The 23,091-nt window shown below is 34.9% G+C and carries 16 protein-coding genes; 13 read left to right on the plus strand and 3 right to left on the minus strand.

Features of this window, described 5'->3' with window-relative positions; translation table 11 throughout:
- Nucleotides 1-69 precede the first annotated feature (69 nt).
- From tagD to tagH, 12 genes are all read left to right on the plus strand, one after another.
- Nucleotides 70-459, plus strand: a complete 390-nt coding sequence (tagD, locus tag GPS65_RS02340) for a glycerol-3-phosphate cytidylyltransferase (RefSeq protein WP_008343212.1) — start codon at nt 70-72, stop codon at nt 457-459.
- A 92-nt stretch (nt 460-551) separates the two neighbouring features.
- Entirely contained in the window at nt 552-2,582 is a 2,031-nt protein-coding gene (locus tag GPS65_RS02345; RefSeq protein ID WP_012011461.1) for a glycosyltransferase, read from the plus strand.
- A gap of 87 nt (nt 2,583-2,669) precedes the next feature.
- On the plus strand, nt 2,670-4,925 hold the full coding sequence (locus GPS65_RS02350) for a CDP-glycerol glycerophosphotransferase family protein (protein WP_119125465.1): 2,256 nt from the start codon (nt 2,670-2,672) through the stop codon (nt 4,923-4,925).
- Nucleotides 4,926-5,225: 300 nt separating this feature from the next.
- Nucleotides 5,226-6,431: a glycosyltransferase family 4 protein gene (locus tag GPS65_RS02355; RefSeq protein ID WP_144468300.1), complete on the plus strand. Its 1,206-nt coding sequence runs from the start codon at nt 5,226-5,228 to the stop codon at nt 6,429-6,431.
- A 2-nt stretch (nt 6,432-6,433) separates the two neighbouring features.
- Nucleotides 6,434-7,729, plus strand: coding sequence for a glycosyltransferase (locus GPS65_RS02360; protein ID WP_119125463.1), 1,296 nt, complete (start codon nt 6,434-6,436; stop codon nt 7,727-7,729).
- Nucleotides 7,726-8,025, plus strand: coding sequence for a hypothetical protein (locus GPS65_RS02365; RefSeq protein WP_119125462.1), 300 nt, complete (start codon nt 7,726-7,728; stop codon nt 8,023-8,025). Before GPS65_RS02360 ends, GPS65_RS02365 begins: the two co-directional genes overlap by 4 nt.
- Before the next feature lie 6 nt (nt 8,026-8,031).
- Nucleotides 8,032-10,194, plus strand: a complete 2,163-nt coding sequence (locus GPS65_RS02370) for a CgeB family protein (RefSeq protein WP_119125461.1) — start codon at nt 8,032-8,034, stop codon at nt 10,192-10,194.
- Between the two features lie 9 nt (nt 10,195-10,203).
- The gene (locus GPS65_RS02375; RefSeq protein ID WP_119125460.1) at nt 10,204-12,336 is read left to right on the plus strand and encodes a glycosyltransferase; all 2,133 of its coding nucleotides are present in this window, start codon (nt 10,204-10,206) and stop codon (nt 12,334-12,336) included.
- A gap of 12 nt (nt 12,337-12,348) precedes the next feature.
- The gene (locus GPS65_RS02380) at nt 12,349-15,021 is read left to right on the plus strand and encodes a heparinase II/III domain-containing protein (protein WP_119125459.1); all 2,673 of its coding nucleotides are present in this window, start codon (nt 12,349-12,351) and stop codon (nt 15,019-15,021) included.
- Complete coding sequence (locus GPS65_RS02385) at nt 15,018-16,295, plus strand: nucleotide sugar dehydrogenase (RefSeq protein WP_119125458.1); 1,278 nt, start codon at nt 15,018-15,020, stop codon at nt 16,293-16,295. The genes GPS65_RS02380 and GPS65_RS02385 overlap by 4 nt, the downstream gene beginning before the upstream one ends.
- A 216-nt stretch (nt 16,296-16,511) precedes the next feature.
- Complete coding sequence (locus GPS65_RS02390) at nt 16,512-17,351, plus strand: ABC transporter permease (RefSeq protein WP_119125457.1); 840 nt, start codon at nt 16,512-16,514, stop codon at nt 17,349-17,351.
- 19 nt (nt 17,352-17,370) lie between these two features.
- On the plus strand, nt 17,371-18,972 hold the full coding sequence (gene tagH / locus GPS65_RS02395) for a teichoic acids export ABC transporter ATP-binding subunit TagH (RefSeq protein WP_119125456.1): 1,602 nt from the start codon (nt 17,371-17,373) through the stop codon (nt 18,970-18,972).
- A gap of 305 nt (nt 18,973-19,277) precedes the next feature.
- Here tagH and GPS65_RS02400 read toward each other — a convergent pair whose 3' ends face one another.
- The 3 genes from GPS65_RS02400 to GPS65_RS02410 form a co-directional block, all read right to left on the minus strand.
- Nucleotides 19,278-20,111 carry an undecaprenyl-diphosphate phosphatase gene (locus GPS65_RS02400; RefSeq protein WP_041816314.1) on the minus strand — a complete coding sequence of 278 codons (834 nt, stop codon included), beginning with the start codon at nt 20,109-20,111 and terminating at the stop codon, nt 19,278-19,280.
- A 126-nt stretch (nt 20,112-20,237) separates the two neighbouring features.
- Nucleotides 20,238-21,380 carry an AI-2E family transporter gene (locus tag GPS65_RS02405; RefSeq protein ID WP_012011061.1) on the minus strand — a complete coding sequence of 381 codons (1,143 nt, stop codon included), beginning with the start codon at nt 21,378-21,380 and terminating at the stop codon, nt 20,238-20,240.
- Nucleotides 21,381-21,445: 65 nt separating this feature from the next.
- Nucleotides 21,446-21,838 carry a DoxX family protein gene (locus tag GPS65_RS02410; protein ID WP_012011062.1) on the minus strand — a complete coding sequence of 131 codons (393 nt, stop codon included), beginning with the start codon at nt 21,836-21,838 and terminating at the stop codon, nt 21,446-21,448.
- A 201-nt stretch (nt 21,839-22,039) separates the two neighbouring features.
- Here GPS65_RS02410 and GPS65_RS02415 point away from each other — a divergent pair, with 201 nt between their 5' ends.
- The gene (locus tag GPS65_RS02415) at nt 22,040-23,023 is read left to right on the plus strand and encodes a Gfo/Idh/MocA family protein (protein ID WP_012011063.1); all 984 of its coding nucleotides are present in this window, start codon (nt 22,040-22,042) and stop codon (nt 23,021-23,023) included.
- The last annotated feature ends 68 nt before the right edge of the window (nt 23,024-23,091 follow it).

Genomic DNA, 23,091 nt, shown 5'->3' on the forward strand with positions numbered 1-23,091 from the left:
GGATTACGGATAAACATTACTGCATGAAAGCAGTCAAATAAGGAACGAAGAAAGGAGTTTATGTTTGCAATGAAGAAAGTTATTACTTACGGTACATTTGATTTATTACACTGGGGGCACATTAAGCTGCTTGAACGTGCAAAGCAGCTTGGAGATTACTTAGTGGTGGCCATTTCGACAGATGAGTTTAACTTACAGAAATCAAAAAAGGCTTATCATAGCTACGAGCATCGAAAGCTCATTCTTGAAACGATTCGTTATGTAGACGAAGTCATTCCAGAAAACAGCTGGGATCAAAAAGTCCGTGACGTGCAAGAGCACGATATTGATGTGTTTGTCATGGGAGATGACTGGGAAGGTAAATTCGATTTCTTGAAAGAGCATTGCGAAGTCGTGTACTTGAAAAGAACAGAAGGTATCTCGACAACACAAATTAAGGAAGAAATTGCAGGACTTTAATTATTTAAGATAGTGCTTCTTATCTTTTGGTGAGAAGTGCTTTTTTATGTTAACATATCGGTTAAAAATTTATTTAAATATCGACGGAATAATTGGACAACAATGAAAGGTTGAGTGTTTTGATCCAAACATGGTTTAACAAGCTTAGAAAAAAGACACATGAAGATAATCAAAGTCAGCCGCAACAACAATTGCAAATTCCTGATATGGAGTATTACTTTATTACTGGAAGAATTAAAGAAAAATATGGTGGTATGACGAAGTCGTTATTACTACGTGCGAACTTATTTGGATTAAAGAATATTTCAACCCATTTTTTAACCTTTTCATATGATCAAGAATTTTCTCAGAAAGTGAAAGGGATCTTTGACAAGCAAATAGTCGATCCTAACGTGACGAAAATCCAAAATATGTATGAAGATTTCCTTATTCCAAATTGTTCACCAAAGGAACAGTATCAGCCAACTTATCACGCTGGCAACAATAAAGGGTCATTTGATCATGAAGATCCATCGGTTCGTATGATTAGAAATGAAAAATCAAATCAAATTGAGATAGTTGATTATTTTCATCCAAATCAGCAATTGGAGAAGCGAGAGGAATATAACTCCCAAGGGCAGTTGCATAAAGTTTCCTATTTCTCTCAGGAAACGGGCAAAGTCTATCGAGAACTATTCATTTATGAAAACACTCATATTTATATGAAAAAAGGATATGCTGATCTTAAAGAAGAAGCTAAAAGTAAATTGAGAGACATCATTTGGTATTCCGAAGAAGGGATAAAAACCTTTAAAAATGAAAAAGAATTAAGACAAGAGTGGCTTACAACTATTCAGTATAAAAATGATCGGAAAAAGCTCTTTTTAGTTGATAGCCGGAAGCAGGATAAGTATGTGTTCCAATTGAAAAAAAGGAGTTCATCTTATTTCTCAGCAATCATTCACAGTAAACACTATGAAAGAGAAAAGACGGAATTACGTTCTGATTATAATGAATTATTTACTCAAGTAAGAAAACAAAAAGTAGATGCCGTCTTTTTTATCACTGAAGAGCAAAAAACAGACGTAGTGAAACAATTTGGTCATCAAAATATATTCTTTTTAACACCACATACATTAGATCGTTCGTCGCATCAAGTACAAGATCACTATACTGCTGATCCGAATAAGGTACTGATGATGGCGAGATTGACCAAAATAAAAAATGTCATAGATGCCATACGTTCGTTTGAATTTGTGATAAAGGAAGTACCGAATGCAAGGCTTGAAATCTTTGGTTCAGGACCTCAAGAAAAGCAACTAAAACAAGAAATTAAAAGATTAGACTTGGGGAATAATGTCTTCTTGAAAGGATTCACTCAAAATCCTGATGCTGAATTTAGAACAGCTAGAATGTCCCTTTCTACCTCTATTTTTGAAGGCTGCCCATTGTCAATCATGGAATCAATCGTTAACAATTGCCCTGTGATTACCTATAATTACGATTATGGTGCTAGCACGCTTGTGAAAAATCAGTTTAATGGATTTGTTGTTGAGCAGTATGAAGTGAAACAGTTAGCTAACAAAATCATTGAATTGTTGAAAAATGATGAACAGTATCAGATTTTTTCAGAAAATTGTCAGGAGACTGCAGAGGTATATTCAATTCCCAACTATTATGAAAACTGGACAACGGCACTTCATAAAATGATAGAAGTGCGAGAAAAAAGAGACCAAATTCAAAAAATGATGAAGTCTATTCATTTTAAATTAGTGGGAATTGATGTTGAACATCATATTCTTTCCTTGGATTTGCACATAGAAGGTGCTATTGAAAAACGAAAAAAGGTTATATTAGAACTTGTCGGTTATGATCGGCATAACCATGCCGAGTTATTCTCTAAAAAAATCGAAAATTTAAAGGTCTCCTTTCCAATTGGACATGCATCCATACAAGCTGCATTGAAACGGAACAAAACGAAATATGTTGATTTCTATATTAGAATGAGAGACGCAGAATACAATGAAAACATTAAGCGTTTACCAATTGCCGAGCATCTGCTCAATGAAAAAGATGTATCAAAAGTTGACGGTGTTTCTTATAAGACAATTAAAGGGAATTATTCTTGGAAGGTGAATAAATAATGAATAGAAACTTTTAATTATCATATATCGTGTTATAAGTACGACAATAAACTTTAGATTTCTATGAACAGAGGAGATAAATGATTAATGATTGAAGAAGCCGTTCAGAAGAAAAGTATCGTTGAGTGTTTAAAGAACCACGATCAAAAAATAGAAATTTTGTTGAGGATAGATGATGATAGGCCATTAGAAGGTCGATTATTTTATTTACTCATGAGAGAAAGGGTCTCAAAGCAGGAAGTATACCTTCCTCTTAAACATCTAGTGGAAAATCAATTTCAAATAGAGCTTCATGAAGATTCTTTCTCGAATAAAATGGAACAAGGGCAAACGTACAACTTATATGTGACGGATTTTTCTGAGATGCTGACTGATAGTAGTGAGAATGAAGATGAAACCGAAGACTCTTCATATGATTCTGAGGGTGATGACGAAGAGGTTGAATTGGAGGAGGAAGAAGACCAATTCACAAGTGAAAACAACCAGTATTATAAGTGTCGTCTAAGGCTAGATGTGGAGATGCCTGAACTCTGTTTCATAGAAAATAAAAGTGCAATGCTCCTTGCTGTACCATATCGTACGGATAAAGGTAATGCTTCTATTAAGATCAAGAGAGAAATGAAGGTCAAGAAAACGAATCAGATATCACTTAATGAGACCAATCTCCTTACTATAAGTGGATATTGTGGTGTCATAAGTGCTGAGCACTCTTATCGAATCAAAAACATTCAAATTCTGTTTAAAAGGGGCGAAGTGGAGCATCGGTTCCCCGTAAACTATCAGCGAAAAAGTGATGTGGATGGTTATAGAACGGATGGGGAGATCCCGGAAATATATCCATTCAACGTTGAAGTTCCTTTAGGAGGATTAACTTATTCTACAGATAAGAGATATATCTATAGAATGTATTTAGAATTTATATGTGAAGTTAATGGAACAGAAGAGACTTTAACAACACCATCTCTTGTGTTTGGAGATCGATCTATTCAACTAAAGGGACTCGTCCAAATACAAAAGCAGAATAATGTCCCAATTCGATATGAGGTGTATCGAAAGAAAAAGAGACGACAAACGCTAGGCATTCGAATCAATGATTATACAATGAAGACTCGTGTGAAGTACTACGTCAAAAGCAAGTGGAAGAAGTTCAAAAAGCAAATCGGTAAAATAAAGAAAGTCCGTAACCGTCTTGTGACAAGTACCTTCAAAACGACCTTTCAGCTTGCGAGCAAGCTGTCTGTGAAAAAGAAAACTGTTGTTTTTGAAAGTTTTAATGGAAAACAATTTAGTTGTAACCCGCGTGGGATCTATGAGTATATGAAAGAAAATCATCCAGAATATACGTTGATCTGGAGCGTGAAAAAAGGGCATGAAGCACCGTTTAAGGAAAAGGGCATCTACTATATCAATCGTCTGTCATTGAAATGGATTTTTGCAATGGCAAGAGCCGAATATTGGGTCGTCAACAGCCGTTTACCTCTATGGGTTCCAAAACCAGAGCATACAACATACTTGCAGACATGGCACGGTACACCGTTAAAACGACTGGCGATGGATATGGACGAGGTGCATATGCCTGGAACAAACACGAAGAAATACAAAAAGAATTTCACGAAAGAAGCATCGAATTGGGACTACCTCATATCTCCCAACGCTTACTCGACTGAAATCTTTACACGTGCCTTCCAATTTCAAAAGACCATGATTGAGTCAGGATATCCGAGAAATGACTTCCTTCATAATCAAAACAATGAAGAAACGATGAGAGCACTCAAACAAAAGATGAACCTGCCACTTGATAAAAAATTGATCTTATATGCTCCGACATGGAGAGACGATCAATTTTATAAAAAAGGGCAGTACAAATTTGATTTAGATCTTGATTTGCATGAGATGAGAGCTGCACTTGGAGATGAATATATCATTATTCTGCGCATGCACTATTTAGTTGCTGAAAACTTTGATTTAGGACCATATGAAGGCTTTGCCTATGACTTCTCTCATTACGAAGACATTAGAGACCTTTATATGATTTCTGATCTGCTCATCACAGATTACTCATCTGTGTTCTTTGATTATGCAAACCTCAAACGTCCGATGCTATTCTATGTGCCAGACATCGAAACATATCGTGACAAGCTGAGAGGCTTCTACTTCGACTTTGAACAAGAAGCACCTGGACCTCTTGTGAAAGAAACAGCCAGCGTCATTGACTGGGTAAGAGAAACAGAACAGCCGATCTTTACTTTGCCAGCTTCATTCGCACCGTTTTATGAGAAATTCTGTTACTTAGAGAGCGGGGAGTCTTCGCAACGTGTGGTGAAGACTGTTTTTAAATATTAAATATGATATTGCATGCATAAATCACTTAATACACACTTTTTGTGTATTTTGACTGATTTATGCTTTTTTCGAGTAGACACTAAACCTATTTTTTAAAATAGTTGTTCGAAGTTTACGAGAAAAAAGAATTATTTTTGTCCACTTTTATTTGCAACAGGATAGAATATTTAGGTACAAGTATTGAAAAAATTGTTGTTTTTACACATGTGAAAACCTATAATTGTATATATAGTAGAGATTTTGTTAAAATATGAATCTGTTTCTAAAATTGTTCGTCAATTGAAAGTGAAGGGGATCATTTTGTCCAAAAGAATTTTGCTTATCACTCAAAATTTTTACCCTGAAATTGGTAGTGCGGGTAATAGGCTTAAAAATATTTATTTAATGCTACAGAGAAAAGGTTATGATGTAAGGGTCTTAACAACTCACCCAAGTTATCCTGAAAAGAACTTCTATCATAATGATAAATTTTGGGATGAGGAAGAATTAAATAATGAAGATAAAAGAATTATAAGAGTTGCAGTGAAAAATAAGAAATATTCGTTTAGCTTTTTAAATAGACTTATCTATTATCTAGAAATTATGTCGAGAATGATCATATTTATTTTTAGAGATAAAAATAAATATGATCTAATTTATGTTACAACGCCTCCGATATTTGTTGCACTTTCTGGAGTAATTGCAAAACACAAATATAAGGCGAAAATGATTTTAGATATTAGAGATTTATGGCCAGATTCATTAAAAGGCGTAGGTATTTTCAAACATTCTTTAATTATTTGGTTTTTTAAAAAAGTTGAAAAATATATATATAAAAAATCTGATCATATTGTAATAAATAGCAAAGGATTCCAAAAATATCTGGTGGATCAAAAAGAAAAAATAACATTCATTCCAAACTCAGCAAGAAAAGAAGAGTTACCTAAAAATGATAAGAAAACAACAGAACAATTTACGGTTGTTTTTGCTGGTAATCTAGGGTTAGCCCAAGATATAAGCGTCTTTGAGAATATTGTAGGGAAACTTAAAGATCATAATATTAAAGTGATAATTATCGGTTATGGGGTTAATAAACAAAAACTTGAGAAATCTATTGCTGAAAAAAACTTTCAACATGTTGAATTCATTATACCAGTGTCAAGAAAAGAATGTCTGGAAATAATGGCACAATGTGATGTCGGTATAGCAACTCTTAATCACTCGGTAATCTTTGAGACAGTTCTTCCTGGGCGTATTATAGACTATTTAACTTGTAAATTACCTGTAGTCGCATCAGTCTCGGGCTATTCAAAGGAGTTAATTGAACGAGAAAAAGTTGGTTTAATCGCAAGTACGAAAACTAGTAATGAAATGGTTTCTCATATTCTTCATTTATATAAAAATCCTAAACTAGTTGAAGCAATGAAAAATAATTGTCGCACGTTTATTGAAAAAAATTTTTTGTGGGATAATAATATACTGATATTAGATGAATTGATAAAAAAAATAATAAAAAAGGTTAATTAGTCATGAAAAAAAATATATGTATGTTTGTTTGGAACCACTTTACAAATGACGCTAGAGTAATGAGAGAATGTACAGCTTTGTCAGAAAAAGGATACAACGTAGACTTGATTTGTATACATGACCCGTCACTTAAAGATTTAAAGAGACATGAAGAAATGAATGAAAGGTTTCATGTTTATCGGGTGAAGAGATTTCCAAAATGGATAGTATTATTTCATAACGTATTTAAATTGTTGAAAAGTAAGAAATATCTTTTGTTTTTGCTTTTTTTAGTTTGGATTTTGAGCGTATATTATCAACCGTTATCTACAATTATATTTACAATTTTCCTAATAATTTTATTGAAAACTAAAATTAAAACTTTAATTATTCGAGGAAGTATTTTATGCAGAATGATATTGAAGGGTTTTAATAAAAAATATGATTTTTATCATTCTAATGATTTAAATACATTACTGCAAGGAGTTATATGCTCTAAGTTTAGACTTAATAAGAAAAAGCTAATCTATGACTCACATGAAGTTCAAACTAGTCGAACAGGATATGATAGTAAGTTCTACGGAGTGATGGAAAGTTTTCTTTTAAGATTTGTTGATCAAATGATTGTAGAAAATCATACAAGAGCAGAATATAATAAAAAGCTTTATGGGTTTTACCCACAGGTAGTTCACAACTATCCATTTATTCAAAATAAATCAATAGGTCAAGTTAATTTACACAAAATCTTAGGAATCTCAGCGAAAGAAAAAATATTGTTGTATCAAGGAGGAATTCAAACCGGCAGAGGTTTAGAAAACTTAGTGAAAGCTGCTCCATATTTTACTGAAGGAACTTTGGTTTTTATTGGAGATGGGCGTATTAAAAATAAACTTATTCAATTAACTGAAGAAATGGATCTTTCTCATAAAGTTAAGTTCCTTCCAAAGGTCCCATTAGCAGAACTCCCTAAATATACAAAGAATGCATATTTAGGTTTTCAAGTTCTTAATAATGTCTGTTTTAATCATTATTCAGCTTCTTCAAATAAATTATTTGAGTATCTAATGAGCGGGGTACCAGTAGTTGCTTGTAATTTTCCAGAGATAAAAAAAGTAGTTGAAGGTAACAACGTGGGATTGTGTATTGATTCTCATGATCATGAGGAAATTGCTAAGGCTGTAAACTATATGATTGAGCATCCTGAAAAAACTGCCGAACTTAGTACAAATGCTATTGAAGCAAGCAATCAGTACAACTGGGAAAATGAAAAGGAAAACTTCACTCGCATCTACGAATCATTAGGAGGAGAAACTGCTTGAAAAATGAAATTGACTACAGAGCAAAAAGTGTCGAATTAGAAAGAGAGTTAGTTAGTTTGAAGAAAAGGATGCTTCAATATATCTCTGTCATGAAAGAAATAAACAATGAAGCTTTGTCCCTTGACAAAACAGCTGTTAAGGGTAAAGAAAAAGACCAGTTACTCTCTAAGTTACGAAGGGTAGAAAAGCAATTAGAAGTTACCGAACGCAAACTCTCTGCTTTGCAAAATTCAACATTAGGTAAATTGACGTTAAAGTATTGGAATTTACGTAAACGGTTGAGAAGAGGGGTATAAAAGGAAATGAAATTATTAGAACTACAGAAGGAGCTCGAAAGCTTCGAAACACAGTTGAAAAGAGAGCTGAAGCCAGAAGTTGTTGAAGTTGAAGAGCTAGTTAATGCGAGTCTCTGGTTCACTAATAATGATTCTGCTGCTCAAACATTTAATCAAGGTGAAAAATTTATCATTGCAACAAATAAAAAAGAGAAGACTTATCTTTCATTTAAAGAGCAGAATAATAGTTTCAAGATACTTCCTCAACAAGAAATACGGATATATCCAGAGGAAAGAATCAGTGTTGATTTCAGGGTCAAGACATATGGAGATATCAGTGTTTATTTAATTGTAATTGAATACGATGAAAGTAAGAAACTAGCTACTGAAGTAGTGAAACCTAATCAAATGAAAGAATTTATCACCTCAAAAAACTCAAGAAATCTGAGGATCGCTTTAAAAATTTCGGGAGAAGGTTTTATAGTTGTTGAAAGCATGAGAATTACTAGAAACCTTGATTTTGATGCCTCTTCTATTTCGAGAATGAACTTATCCCAACATCGTACTCCTCGCCATGTTTCAAAACCTCTTAAAGAATATAAGGTGGCATGTATTTTTGATGAATTCAGCATGACTTGTTTTAAAGAACAAGTGACGCTCATTCCCTTTACTAAAGATAATTGGAAAGACGTATTGACACAAACCCCGCCAGATGTACTCATCGTTGAATCTGCATGGAAAGGTAATTTCGGTTCATGGGAGTATATGATTGGAAAATATAATAATCAAGATCAAAGCGAACTTATTGCTCTAGTTGAGTGGTGTAAGAGAAAGGGGATCCCAACTGCGTTTTGGAACAAGGAGGACCCAATTCACTTTGCAAAATTCATCCATACAGCAAAACTTTTTGATTATGTATTTACAACTGATCAAAATATGGTGAGTGAATACGTAAAAATTCTTGGAAGGCCTGCCGCGTATGCTTTACCTTTCTCAGCAGAGCCTAGACTGCATAATCCTATACAATTAAAGGAGAATAGAATAGATAAGGTTTGTTTTGCTGGTTCTTATTATGCAAACAGGCACGAAGATAGAAAGAGAGACATGGAACAAGTTTTGGATATTGCTGCTGAATTCGGTTTGGACATCTATGATCGAAACTATACCTTAAATCAAAAAAAAGAAGAAGATTTTAGTTTCCCTAAAAGGTTTCAACAAAGTATTAAAGGGAGCTTGAAATATGATGAAATAGCTAAAGCTAACAAAGGCTACAGGGTAATGTTAAATGTCAATAGTGTCAAAAATTCACCGACTATGTTTTCAAGGAGAGTATTCGAGGGGTTAGCTAGTGGGACTCCTATATTAAGCAGTTATTCTGAAGGTATTAAAAGAATCTTTAAAGATATTGTCATGATATCAGAAGATGAGGAGACATTAAGACAACATTTGAAATCAGTGTTTAAAGACGAAACCTTCTATAGAAGTAAATCAATGGAAGGGATTAGGGAAGTACACTTAAATCATACCTACAAACATAGGCTCACTTATATGTTAGGTAAATTTGGATATGGTGTAAAAAAAGAAGAGAAGACTGTTGCAGTTATTTCAGTTGTACGCTCAAAGGAAGAAGCATTTAAAGTGATGAATCTTTTCAGGAAACAATCTTGTGAGAATAAAAAACTTTTCTTGCTATTAGATAAATTCGATGGATATATTGATATCTTAAATCAATTTAATAATGGTTACATCAATGCTTATGTTCTCTCATATATGGATCATTACGATCGAATGGAGAACCTTGTCGATTCAGACTATGTCTCATATTTCTCACCTAGTCATTTTTATGGGGAACATTATTTGCTAGATTTATTGATTGCCACAGAATATAGTCAGGCTGAAATCATAGGGAAAGCAAATCATTTTGTTGGTGATGAAGGCGAAATTCATGAAGTCGGGCAGGGCGCAGAGTATGTGTATGTCAGCGACTTGAATATCCATAACTCTTTACTTCATAGACAAGTCTTTAAAGGAGTAGAACTAGTGAAAATTATTTCGGATTTTGAAAACAATATCTCTTTGTACTCGTACTTCAAGCAGGGGTATAGGCTTTTCAGTTCTGATAAGTTCAACTTTGTAAAAAGTCCCTCTTCAAATTCAACTGAAAAAATTGAGAATACTATAGAAATTTAGGTGGTAAGCATGAGGAAATTAAAGGTTCTTATATATGGTGATGTAGACTTGAACATAATGGATGGTTCAGCTGTTTGGCTAACATCCTTGGCAAATGTATTTAGTGCAGATGTAAATATAAAGGTAGATGTCATTCTTAAGGCTCCTATTATAAAAAAACAACTTATACAAGCACTAGAGGGTCTGTCTACAGTCAATTTGATTGATACGTTCAAAGTATTCTCTGATAGAACATTTGAGTCTCGAAAGAGAATGAATGTAGTAGAGGCAAGAGAAGTTATTGAAGAAATGGATTCCATCAATCATTATGATTTGATAGTTGCGAGAGGGAAAAACATTGTAAATGAGCTTGCTCAAAGCAGCCTAACCCAAAAGATGATACCTTATGTGACAGATTTTAATCATGATCGAGAGTTGATTAGCCATGCGGAAATTTCTCAATTAAAAGGTTTCTATGATGTATTTCCATATATGTTTGTTCAAACGAACAGTATGAAAGAAACTCTAAAATCCATACTGAATGTCGATGGTGAGAAATTCAAACTCCTTTCACCTATGATTCCTAATTATAAAGGTACCCCTTCTTTTAAAAATGAAAATAATTCATTAATTTATGCAGGTAAATTTGCCGAAGATTGGTATACAGAAGAAATCCTTGATGCATTCTCAGAAATCAAAAAGTTAGATTCTACCATTAATTTATATATAGCTGGAGACAAATTTCAAGGTGCTCTTAGAGACAGAAGAGATGAAATTATAACCAGACTGGAAAACGAAAATGGGGTCAACTGGAGAGGGGCAATTTCAAGGAGTGAGGTTCAAGATTTACTCGAACAATCCGATATAGGGATTGCATGGAGAAGCAGCTTGATCGATAATGATCAAAGTGTTGAGTTGTCTACTAAGTTATTGGAATATGGAAGAATGGGGAAGCCAATTCTACTTAGAAGAACAAAGCTTCATGAAGAGATATTGGGAGAAGATTATCCAATGTTTGTGGATACCCTAGGAGATTTTGTTGAAGCAACAATTGAGCTCTTATATAATCGTAAACTTTATAAAAAGAGTGCAAAAGCAGTTTATGAAGCATGTGAAAAATATACTTTTAAGGAAGTGTATGAAGAATTAAAACCTCTGGTTTGGAGCTTTTATAAGGGGAAAACCAAAATTGTATTTGCAGGTCATGACTTGAAATTTTTAAAGCATACAATAGATCACTTTGAAAATCATTCCTCTTACGATGTAGAAATTGATCAGTGGAAGGGTCATAATATTCATGATTCTGAAAGGTCTAAAAGATTAAGAGATTGGGCAGACATCGTTTTTTGTGAGTGGGGATTAGGAAATGCTGTTTGGTACTCTCAAAATAAAAGAGAAGGTCAGAAACTAGTCGTTAGAATGCATTTGCAAGAGCGAGAAACAGATTATCCTAGTCAATTTAATATTGAAAACATTGATCGTTTTATAGCAATCTCACCATATATCTTTGAGGAGTTCTCAAGAGCTTGTAAGATTCCAAGGAACAAGATGACTATGATTTATAACATGATTGACACGGAGGTATTAAATCAACCGAAAGAGAACCTTAAAGAACTCAATTACAACTTAGGTGTTTGCGGAGTACTTCCTTCTCGTAAAAGATTGGATAAGGCAATAGATATATTAGAAATCCTTTGGAGTATAGATGAGCGTTACAAACTTTACGTAAAAAGTAAACTTCCTAGCGATCTGCCGTGGATGAAAAATCGTCCAGAAGAAATGGAGTATTTTGAAAATTTATTTGATAGAATAGAGCAAGCCCCTTGGGGTAAAAATGTTATTTTTGAAAAGCACGGAGATGATATGGGTGAATGGTTCCGTAAAATTGGATATGTATTATCAACCAGTGACTTTGAAAGTTTTCACCTTGCTCCCATGGAAGGGATGGCAACTGGTAGTATCCCAGTTGTTTTACATTGGAGAGGCTCTGAAACAATTTATCCAAGTAATTATATTTTTAAAGACAAAGAAACGGCAGTAAATTATATTGTCAGTAATCAAGCCACTGAAAATCAAGCTTCTAGAAAGGCTTTCCCTGTAGAAAATTACGATATTCGAGTTATTAATAGTAAAATCGAGTCCTTAGTTGTTAATTTGCTTTAATGGGGGATATATGTGAATAACCTAAACAAAGATTTTCTGAACGAAAGAGAACAAAAACTCTTATCTATTCTTCCCAAGAGTAGAAACAGGGACCCTATTTCTACTGCTAATGCAATTTTAGAAAATAATTTTTATACTATTCCGCCATTCGGTTTGCGTGATTACTCTCAAGGGGTCAACTGGACAGCAAAAGAGTCAAGAAGTTTCCTTAGATTACTTCATGCACTTACTCCACTAGGGTGTCTTACTGAAGCTTTTGAACGTACTGGAAATGTAAAATATTTGATTAAAGGGTTAGAAGTCATATTGGATTGGAGTACCAGCAACATCTATTCTGAAAATATGAAGACCATGGCGTTTCATGATGAGACTACTGCTCTAAGACTTCAGTATATTTTAAGATTTTATCTAGTGGGCCATCCTCATATTCATTCTACTGACCAGAAAAAGCTACTGGAAATAATGGCGTTTACTAGCAACTTGTTAACTAAAGAAAGCTTCCATTCAACGAACACCAATCACGGAATGTTTCAAGACATTGCGTTGTTGCAATATAGTTATTACAAAAATGATGAAGAAAAAAAAGAGTTGGCATTAAGTAGGTTGTTAAATTATTTTGAACATGTCTTTACAACTGAAGGAGTACACAAAGAGCATTCCCCTGCGTATCATTTGCTAGTATCAAATAACCTAAAGAAAACCGTTGATTTTATAAAGAATATTAATTTTAACCTTAGTAATACTTTGAATGAAATATTCTTAAAGACTGAGGAATATGCAACATTTATACTAAAACCAGACAGCTCCCTGCCACCTTTAGGAGATACTGAAAGCAAACCAATTAAGGAAACAGGCTTAATTGGTTTATATCAAGGAGAGTCATTCTTGTATTCATCTTCTAAAGGGAGAAATGGAAATCCTCCCGAAGAATCATGTAAAGTATTCAAAGAGTCAGGTTACGCTATATTTAGAGATAATTGGTTAAAAAAAGAGAAAGCTACTTACGTTTTATTTAATGCTGCTTATCATGTGAATTATCATAAACACAGCGATGATCTTGGATTATTTATTTATGCAAATGGAGATCTGATATCTGAGGCTGGCCCCAATGGGTATAATTATTCAGATCCGCTAACCCAATATGCTTATTCTTCATACGCTCATAATACCTTAATTGTAGATGGGGTTGGTCTTGAACGTACGGATGGTCAATACGATAAGGTGTTTATTGAAGATTATGTTATTGCAGATGATCATGCTGAAGTAACTGGAATTAATGAACGATATGAAGATGTAACCCATAATAGAAATGTGTCGTTTATGAAAAGGGATCAAGTGATTCAAGTAAAAGATACTGTTATTTCCAAAAAAAGACATAATTATAAACTATTGTGGCATGTTGCTGTCGGAGTAGATGTTCATTTAAGAGATCACATAGTTGAATTATTTAGAGGCAGTGAGAAAGTAGCTGAAATAGAATTTGTGGCAGAGGCTCCTTTTAAAGTTTCTAAGTGTACTGGACAGAGAGAGCCTATGGTGAAAGGCTGGATGTTCAGTAAAATGGAAAATGCAGTTCCTTCTACAGTTTTGGAAGTGGAGTTCGAAGGAAATACATGCGAATTTGAAACAATTTTCAGACTGAGTGAATTTAAAATCCAAACACCAGTACCTCCATTTTGTTTAGAGACTGAGTTTAGCAGTATGAGAAATGTACGGTATCACTTCCAGGAAGCCAAGAATGAAAAGTTAAAAGACCAATTAGTTATTATTTTTTCAAGCCTTACTGAAAAAAATAAGTTTAGGTACAACTATATTAGAACGTTAGAAAACTTGCATGTAAATAAACTGTTCATCTTAGATGATTTTGGAGATCAAGGTGCCTACTACTTAGGGAGAAATAAAGATTTTTCAATAGAAACAACTGTAAATTCCTTAATTCAATATTTTCAAAGAAAACATAAAATTTATAATGAGAACATTACAATGGTTGGATCATCTAAAGGTGGATATGCAGCTATATATTTTGGAATAAAAAACTATGTAGGCAATGTTATAGCGGGGGCACCTCAAAGTAACCTAGGACACTTTCTAATAAATCAAGCGGAACATCCAAATATTGCCTCTTATATTTCTGGAAGAGCTGAGAAGGCAGATCAAGTCTATTTAGACGAACTTCTTTTCAAGGTAATACAGCAACCTTCCGATGTTTCCCCATTTATAGAAATTATGGTTGGAAGTAAGGATCATCATCTTAAAAATCATGTTGAGCCTCTTGTAGCGGCACTTCAGGAAAGAAAGTTCGAGATATCTTTAAAGATTGAGAAAGGCATAGATCATGAAGGATTAAAAGATCACTTTCCTAAATATCTCCTGGAGGCAATTGTGAGTCGTTTAGGAATAGAGTATAAGGTTCCTGAGATTAAGAGCTCGAATATTAGTTATTCAAATTCATTGCTCAACATAATGTGTGATGTTTCAGGGAATCAATTGAATTTTGCATATTATATATACAAAGATAAAGAAGTTATAGAAAAAATAATGTATGGTCCGAAATCAACAACTACGTATTATGTAAAAGAACCTGGTGTATATCAGGTTAGAGTCTTTGTTCGTGATCAGTTTGGCAACAAGGTTACACAGTATACTGGTGAACTAGTCATAAACAAATTGGAGGATATAAAATGAAAATTTGTACAGTAGGATTGGGATATATTGGGCTACCTACATCAATTATGTTTGCAAAATATGGAGTTGATGTAGTAGGTGTGGATGTTAACGAAGCAGTCATTGAATCATTAAATAAAGGGGAAATTCATATTGAGGAACCAGGTCTCCAAGAAGCACTTGATGATGTTATTGCTTCTGGGAAGTTCCGTGCATCCGGTTCACCTGAAAGTGCAGAGGCGTTTATCATCTCTGTTCCAACCCCTAATAATGATGACGAATATAAATCTTGTGATTTGTCTTACGTATTGAGTGCTGTAAGAAATACTATTCCTTTCTTGAAAAAAGGAGACGTGCTTATTGTAGAGTCAACCATAGCCCCCCGGAGCATGGATGACCATGTAAAACCTTTAGTAGAGGAAGCTGGTTTAACGGTAGGAGAAGATATTTATTTAGTCCATTGTCCAGAGAGGGTATTACCAGGACAAATCATGCATGAATTGATCCATAATAACCGAATCGTAGGTGGAGTAACCCCGGCTTGTACAGAAGCTGGCGCAAAAATATACAGTACATTCGTTCAAGGGGAAATTATTAGAACGAATGCGAAAACTGCTGAAATGTCAAAATTGATGGAGAATACATTCCGTGACGTGAATATAGCTCTTGCAAATGAATTAACAAAAATCTGTAACGGCCTAGATATCAATGCTTTAGAAGTTATCGATATGGCCAATAAACATCCACGTGTAAATTTACATACACCTGGCCCAGGTGTTGGTGGACATTGTTTGGCAGTAGATCCGTACTTTATTATAGCTAAAGCCCCTGAGAATGCGAGGTTAATAGATACCTCTCGCTCAATTAATACTTCTATGCCTTATTATATTGTTGAAAATGTAAATAAAATTATGGAAAAATCTGACGGTGGAATTATCACTATTTTCGGTTTGACATATAAAGGGAATGTTGATGATATTAGAGAAAGCCCAGCTATGGAAATACTGCAACTGCTTAAACAACAAAAAAAATATCAAGTTAGAGCTTATGATCCTCATGTTGAAAAAGACTTTGTCATACATGATATTGAAGAGGCTACAGAAGAAGCAGATTTAATCTTGATATTATCTGATCATGATGAGTTTGTTGAATTAGATTGGGACAAGCTTTCAAAAATGTCTAATAAACAAGTTCTAGATACTAAAAATGTAGTGAAAAATCGTTCAAATGAATTTAATTATTTCAATTTGGGCAACTTATATACCGCCATCCCAAAAGAAAATGTATTAATTTAAGAAATATACTGTGGAAATCTTGAGCTTGTAGATACTTTCTATAAGCTTTTTTGTTTTAATAGCCATTACAATGATTTAAACAACCCTCACGGTATAATTGCAGTTGATGCTTCTGGGTTCTTTGATTTAAGATGAAAAATCTAATGTAATCTGTTACAATTAAGAGCAGTGTTTTGAAATAGATTACGCCAATAATTAAATTTAAGGACGATTATTATGAATGCAATGTTTAAAATTCTTAAAGAGCAGTTCACTTCAACCACTTTAATTTTTAGACTGGCTATTTATGAAACAAAGTCAAAATATCAGCTCAATTATTTAGGTGTCTTTTGGCAATTGTTAAATCCGTTGATTCAAATCATGGCATATTGGTTTGTGTTTGGTTTAGGTCTGAGAGGAGCAGGAAGAACTGCAGAAATGGCAGATGGTTCTCACGTAAGTATACCTTTTCTAATATGGATGCTAGCGGGTTTAATTCCATGGTTTTTTATTAGTTCTACTATTACAGAAGGTGCAAACAGTGTTTTTAAGCGCATAAAGTTAGTGTCAAAAATGAATTTTCCAATTAGTGCACTTCCTTCTGTTGTCATAACATCAAATTTATTTAGTTATTTTTTGATGATGGGTATCTATGTTATCATGCTTATTTCTCATGGAATATACCCTGACATTCATTGGATTCAATATCTATATTATTTTATTTGCTTGATTACGTTTATGTTTGCTTTCAGCCTATTTAATTCAACTATTAGTGTTCTTGTCCGTGATTACCAAAACTTGCTGCAATCCTTGACAAGACTACTAATGTTTTTGCTTCCTATTTTATGGGATATTGGAGATAAGTTTACCGGGAAGTATGAATGGATTGCGACTACATTAAAGCTGAATCCTTTATATTATATTATTGAAGGGTTTAGGAAAAGCTTTCTTAGAGGAGAATGGTTCTTCAATGATATGAAATATACGCTTTATTTTTGGGCGATTACTTTACTTCTCTTAACAATCGGTTCATTACTTCATATGAAATTTAGAGATAAGTTTGTCGATTTTCTTTAAAAAGTAAGGAGATAATACGATGAAACTAAAGGTTTCGTTTCGAAATGTATCTAAGCAGTATTTTCTGTATAAAAAGCAGTCAGATAAAATAAAAGGGCTGTTTTTACCTAATAAAAGTGACAAAGGATTTTTTGCTGTTCGTAATGTGTCCTTTGACGTATATGAAGGTGAAACGATTGGTTTTGTTGGTATAAACGGTTCTGGAAAATCAACGATGTCAAACCTTCTTGCGAAAATCATTCCCCCAACAAGTGGTCAAATTGAGATGGACGGCCAACCATCATTAATTGCAATTTCAGCAGGCCTTAACAACCAATTAAGCGGTAAAGACAACATTCGATTAAAGTGCTTAATGATGGGGCTTACGAATAAGGAAATAGACGAACTTTATGATAAAATTGTAGAGTTTGCAGATATTGGGGACTTTATTGATCAGCCTGTAAAAAGTTATTCGAGCGGGATGAAATCTCGGCTCGGATTTGCAATTTCAGCACATATTGATCCGGATATTTTGATTATTGATGAAGCACTGTCTGTTGGAGATCAAACTTTTTATCAAAAATGCGTGGATCGTATAACTGAGTTTAAAGAACAGGGAAAGACGATTTTCTTTGTCAGTCATTCAATAGGCCAAATTCAAAAAATTTGTGATCGAGTTGCCTGGATGCATTACGGCGAACTTCGTATGTTTGATGATACTGAAAAAGTTGTAAAAGAATACAAAGAATTTGTTGATTGGTTTAACAAACTATCAAAGAAAAAGAAAGCAGAATACCAATTAGAAAATAAAGAAGATAGAAAAAAGATGCATAATGGAGAGCGAATCACTCGATATAAAGATGGAAGAAAACGGAGTGAGTTTTTAGGATCTGTAATTCAAACAACACTTTTAACGTTATTTACTATACTTCTTGCATTATCAATGTTTTCAGATCGTCCACTTCGAACTTTAGCAACTTTCGGTGCCATTACAATAAATAACACAGAGAACCACCAACCAAAGAGTGCTGAGACAGGTGGCATGGTTGATCTAGAAAAAGTTCATAGACAAGCCATTACCTTGAAAGACTCTACGCCTATTTATAAAGACAAAGCTTTTAAAAAAAGAGCAGAATTCACCTTGCCATTTGGTGAAAAAGTACAGGTGGTAGCTGAGAATAAAAAAGTTGTACAAATAAAAATATCTGATAAAAACTATATTATGAAAGCCAGTAACCTTCAAAGTACAGATGAGTTAAAGTCGTTATCTATTCAACCAGTTCAGTTCATTTCATATGTATCACCTGCTTCAGCGGCTTCGTATGAGTATCTACTTTCATTTCTTGGAAAAGAAGAATCAGTTCTAAAAGAAAGATTGCAAGCATTGACCTCAATTAAAAGTGATCAAGGGAATACTATCCAACGATTAGTGACTGAAAGAACTGAGTATGTAATTCAAGACGGAAAAGCGAACTCGATTGTATTTAGCGAAGTTATGCAGCTGTCGCCAACAACAATCGGATTAAACAAGCAAAACATCTTGTTGAATGACAAACAAACGAAATTTGCTGTAAAGGGAGAAAACAATCTATTTGTAGTTGATAACGAAAATCATACACTTACTATCTCAGTCATTAAATAAAAAGCTGCCAAACATGGCAGCTTTCAGACCGTAGACAAACCCCACTTTTACTTCAAGTAAAAGTGGGGTTTTCACATTTTTTGAAAAAACATCATGTGTTTTACGCTGGACATGGTACTTTCCATGTCCAGTTTGCTAGCTTTTTAAGGTTAAAGCCACTACTTCTAATTGATTTCTTCTTTCTTCTTCACGTTTCGATAACATGTTTATCCCCCACAGATTATTGTTATTACCCTTATTATACAAAAAAGCTTGTAGACTTTGTCTACAAGCTGACTACTCTTTAATAAGAGTAGTTTCCAGTATTACATGAATAGGATAAATAAAATCACACCTAGGATGATTCGGTATATTGCAAAAGGCACCAGCTTGATTTTATTGATCAATTTTAGGAAGAATCGAACAACGAAGAGAGCCACAACAAATGCACTCACAAAGCCCACGATAAAGAATGGCAGCATGTCTGTTGTTAAATATTCGGCATTTTTCACAAGTGTTAAGAAGCTTGCGCCTGCCATAATCGGCATCGCCATGATAAATGTAAAGTCAGCTGCCGCACGGTGATTCAAACCAAGAATAACCCCACCTGCGATCGTCGAACCTGAGCGAGAGAAGCCTGGCCATAACGCCAAACATTGAAACAGTCCGATATAAAGCGCCTGTCTGTACGTCATGTTATCGACAGAGCTTGTTTCTGTTTTACGTTTATTGATCCAGTCAGCGACAAGCATCAGCACTGCGCCTAAAATCAAGCCGACAGCAACTGTTCTCACGTCAAACAAGTATTTATCAATATAGTCTTCAAATAAGAATCCTAAAATGACGGCTGGAACGAGTCCTACTGCGATTTGAGCAATGGTCAGCTTATGCCCGCTGCGCTTTTGTTCTTCGGTGATATTTTTCTTTAAGCCTAACAAGTTCAAAATCCGATCCTTGAACACAATCATGACAGCTAAAATAGATCCTAACTGAATCACGACTTTAAATGTGTTTGCCGCCTCTGGCGTAATGATTTCCTTTGATTTTAACCATAGATCATCGACAATGATCATGTGACCTGTAGATGAGACAGGTGCATACTCTGTTAATCCTTCGACAATTCCTAAAACCAGTGCCACGAATAAATCCCATAGATTCATGATTTTCTTTCCTTTCAATTCTGATCTTTGAACAGGTCAACCATCTATGTCCACATAAAGACAAGCTTCCTTCATCGAAAGCTCGTCTTTATGATACTATATTTTTTTCAAAAAAAGATTATGACATTAAACCTTTTCTTCTTTATACAAATTGGATCGCATTTTGAACCAATCAAACAAGTGGGTCGTGATGACCTTCAGGACCGCATATGTCGGAATCGCAACAATGATGCCGACTACGCTAAACAATTTACCTGCTGTTAAGAGAACAAAGATAATCGTGATCGGGTGGATATGAAGGTTTTTCCCCATAACCTGAGGTGAAATAAATTTCCCTTCAATGAGCTGTACCACTGTCCAGACAATGATCAGTTTTAAAAGCATCACTGGTGATGTCACAAGTGCAATGACAATCGCTGGTGTAATCGCAATCGTAGGACCAAGGTAAGGTACCACACTTGTACATGCCGCAATGATGGCCAGCAGCAACGCATAATCAAGTCCAATAATCAGATAACCAATTAAAAGAAGCACACCAATACAGAAGCTGACAATGATCTGTCCAAGAATATAAGAGCTCAGGCGATGGTTCATTTCGTGAAGCACGATATGTGTATGTTCTCTAAACTTATTCGGAATAAATTTCAGGAAATAGTCAGGTAATTTTTTGCCATCTTTTAATAAATAGAACAGAATGAACGGAACCGTCACGATCGAGATGATGATTTCAGTGAGCGCCCCTAAGAATGTCCCCACTCCTGTAAAGGTACTTTCCAAAATTTTCGTCGCTTGACTTGACGCTTTGCTTACCAATTCAGAGACGTTAAAATTCATGTTTTTTTGCGCTTGAGTAATGAAGTTGCTTCCCGTTAGTTGTCTAATCTGATCTTCTACCGTATCAACATATTTCGGTAGGTTATGAAACAGGCTCATCATTTGCGCTTGTAAAAACGGAATAATAGACACAATCGTTACTGTAATCATGCCAATAATGACAATATATAAAAGCAAAATCGAAAAGATCCGTTTCACTCTAAACCTCTCTAACAAATTGACAATCGGGTTTAATAAATAATACACGACCCCCGTTAAAATAATCGGTAAGGCAATGGTTTTGACGAGTACAATGAGCGGTGTGAAAATAAAGGATGTTTTCATGAAAACAAGGATATTCAATCCGATTAATAGCAGGACGAGTAAAAAGAGAACAAACTTGTTATCAAGAAAAAATTTTCTAAATCGACTGCTCCACATTTGCATAGAATTCATATCGTTCCTCCAAACTCGGGCTATTTTATGAATAAATTGTACACTACCTGATCATGATTTGGTGATCATTGTTTCAGCTTTTTTTCCCATTTTGCAATGGACATCACCCATATAATCAGAATTGGCTGTCCTATCAGTCTTATCCATAGCAAAGACTGATCTGTGCTTTCTTGACCTGGAAATGGAATTCCCTCTCGCGCAGCAAATAAGTTTGCAGGGAAAATGAGGACAAGATAGACAGCAATGGTTTTTGCTGCTACGATCCTGACATTGGGCAAAAGGAGCAAGATAGCCAGTAGCCATTCTAGGCATGCCGTCGCATAGATCATTACATATGGAAATGGCCAGCCTGGCATCATACGAGCAAAGCCGCTCGGCTCTATGACATGAAAAATACCAGCTCCTATGAATAAAAGCGCAAAGACGTATGTACTTCCTATATGTAGGACGCGCTTCATGGTCGTTTCCTCCTCTCCCTTCTATCAGAGTATTACCCGAACGAAGGAAGAAACTACCCACTTTTCGTACATTTATATCCTTTATGTAAGACGCATCAGCCTATATAAAGGTTTCATCCGCTTTTCAATAAAAAGAATGTTCTTTCATACAAACGCTTTCAAAGGATGTATAATCAGAGAAAAGTAGAAGGAGGGAACGACATGATTCGATTTGCTGTCATCGGAACGAACTGGATTACAGATCGATTCTTACAGGCCGGTGAAGGAGTAGCTGATTTTACATGTACAGCCGTCTATTCACGGTCCGCTGAAAAGGGCCAAGCATTTGCCGAAAAATACGGTATCGGTACAGTTTTTACGAACTTACATGAAATGGCGGAAAGTGATGCGTTTGATGCTGTGTATATTGCGAGCCCAAATGCCCTTCATAAGGAGCAGGCTATTTTGATGATGGAACATCAAAAACATGTTTTATGCGAAAAACCATTTGCCTCACACCGAAAAGAAGTGGAAGAGATGATTGCTACAGCAAAAAAACATCAAGTGTGTTTGATGGAAGCGATGAAAACGACATTTCTGCCCAACTTCCTTCAAATCAAACAGCATCTTGATCAGCTCGGACCCATTCGGCAAGTGGTTGCTCATTACTGTAAATATTCCTCAAGATACGATGCCTATCGAAATGGTGAGATTCCAAATGCTTTTAAGCCTGAATTGTCCAATGGTTCTTTAATGGATATCGGTGTGTATCTCGTCTACCCAGTGATCTATTTATTTGGTCTGCCGAATCAAATCATCGCCAGAGGCTACAAGCTTTCTTCTGGTGTAGATGGGAGCGGCTCTGTTCTTATGCAATATGACGGGCATCAAGCACTCCTTTTTCATTCTAAAATTTCAACGTCTCATTTATCTGCTGAAATTCAAGGAGAGGATGCGACGATGGTGATTGATCAATTCCACCGTCCTTCGCATATCACGATCCATGATCGGCAAGGACATCATACCGACATCTCTCTCAAAGATGATCAGCCAGCGATGTATTATGAAATCTGTCATTTTATTGAGTGTATTCAGCAAGGAATGAGTCAGTCTCCGGTCAATACATTTGCCTTATCTGTTCAAACCATGTCTGTCATGGATGAGGCGAGAAAACAAATGGGCGTGAGGTTTCCTACCGATAGATAAAATGAATGGGGTATGAAATGATGAACAAAGGGCGAACGTGATGTGCAAGTTCGCCCTTTGTTTTTTTA

The sequence above is a fragment of the Bacillus pumilus genome (genome assembly GCF_009937765.1).
Taxonomy (GTDB): Bacteria; Bacillota; Bacilli; order Bacillales; family Bacillaceae; genus Bacillus; species Bacillus pumilus_O.

Coding starts and splice junctions, on each gene's coding strand:
- tagD (WP_008343212.1), top strand. CDS start 70: ATGAAGAAAGTTATTACTTACGGTACATTTGATTTATTACACTGGGGG.
- GPS65_RS02350 (WP_119125465.1), top strand. CDS start 2,670: ATGATTGAAGAAGCCGTTCAGAAGAAAAGTATCGTTGAGTGTTTAAAG.
- GPS65_RS02360 (WP_119125463.1), top strand. CDS start 6,434: ATGAAAAAAAATATATGTATGTTTGTTTGGAACCACTTTACAAATGAC.
- GPS65_RS02370 (WP_119125461.1), top strand. CDS start 8,032: ATGAAATTATTAGAACTACAGAAGGAGCTCGAAAGCTTCGAAACACAG.
- GPS65_RS02375 (WP_119125460.1), top strand. CDS start 10,204: ATGAGGAAATTAAAGGTTCTTATATATGGTGATGTAGACTTGAACATA.
- GPS65_RS02385 (WP_119125458.1), top strand. CDS start 15,018: ATGAAAATTTGTACAGTAGGATTGGGATATATTGGGCTACCTACATCA.
- GPS65_RS02390 (WP_119125457.1), top strand. CDS start 16,512: ATGAATGCAATGTTTAAAATTCTTAAAGAGCAGTTCACTTCAACCACT.
- tagH (WP_119125456.1), top strand. CDS start 17,371: ATGAAACTAAAGGTTTCGTTTCGAAATGTATCTAAGCAGTATTTTCTG.
- GPS65_RS02400 (WP_041816314.1), bottom strand. CDS start 20,111: ATGAATCTATGGGATTTATTCGTGGCACTGGTTTTAGGAATTGTCGAA.
- GPS65_RS02405 (WP_012011061.1), bottom strand. CDS start 21,380: ATGAATTCTATGCAAATGTGGAGCAGTCGATTTAGAAAATTTTTTCTT.
- GPS65_RS02410 (WP_012011062.1), bottom strand. CDS start 21,838: ATGAAGCGCGTCCTACATATAGGAAGTACATACGTCTTTGCGCTTTTA.
- GPS65_RS02415 (WP_012011063.1), top strand. CDS start 22,040: ATGATTCGATTTGCTGTCATCGGAACGAACTGGATTACAGATCGATTC.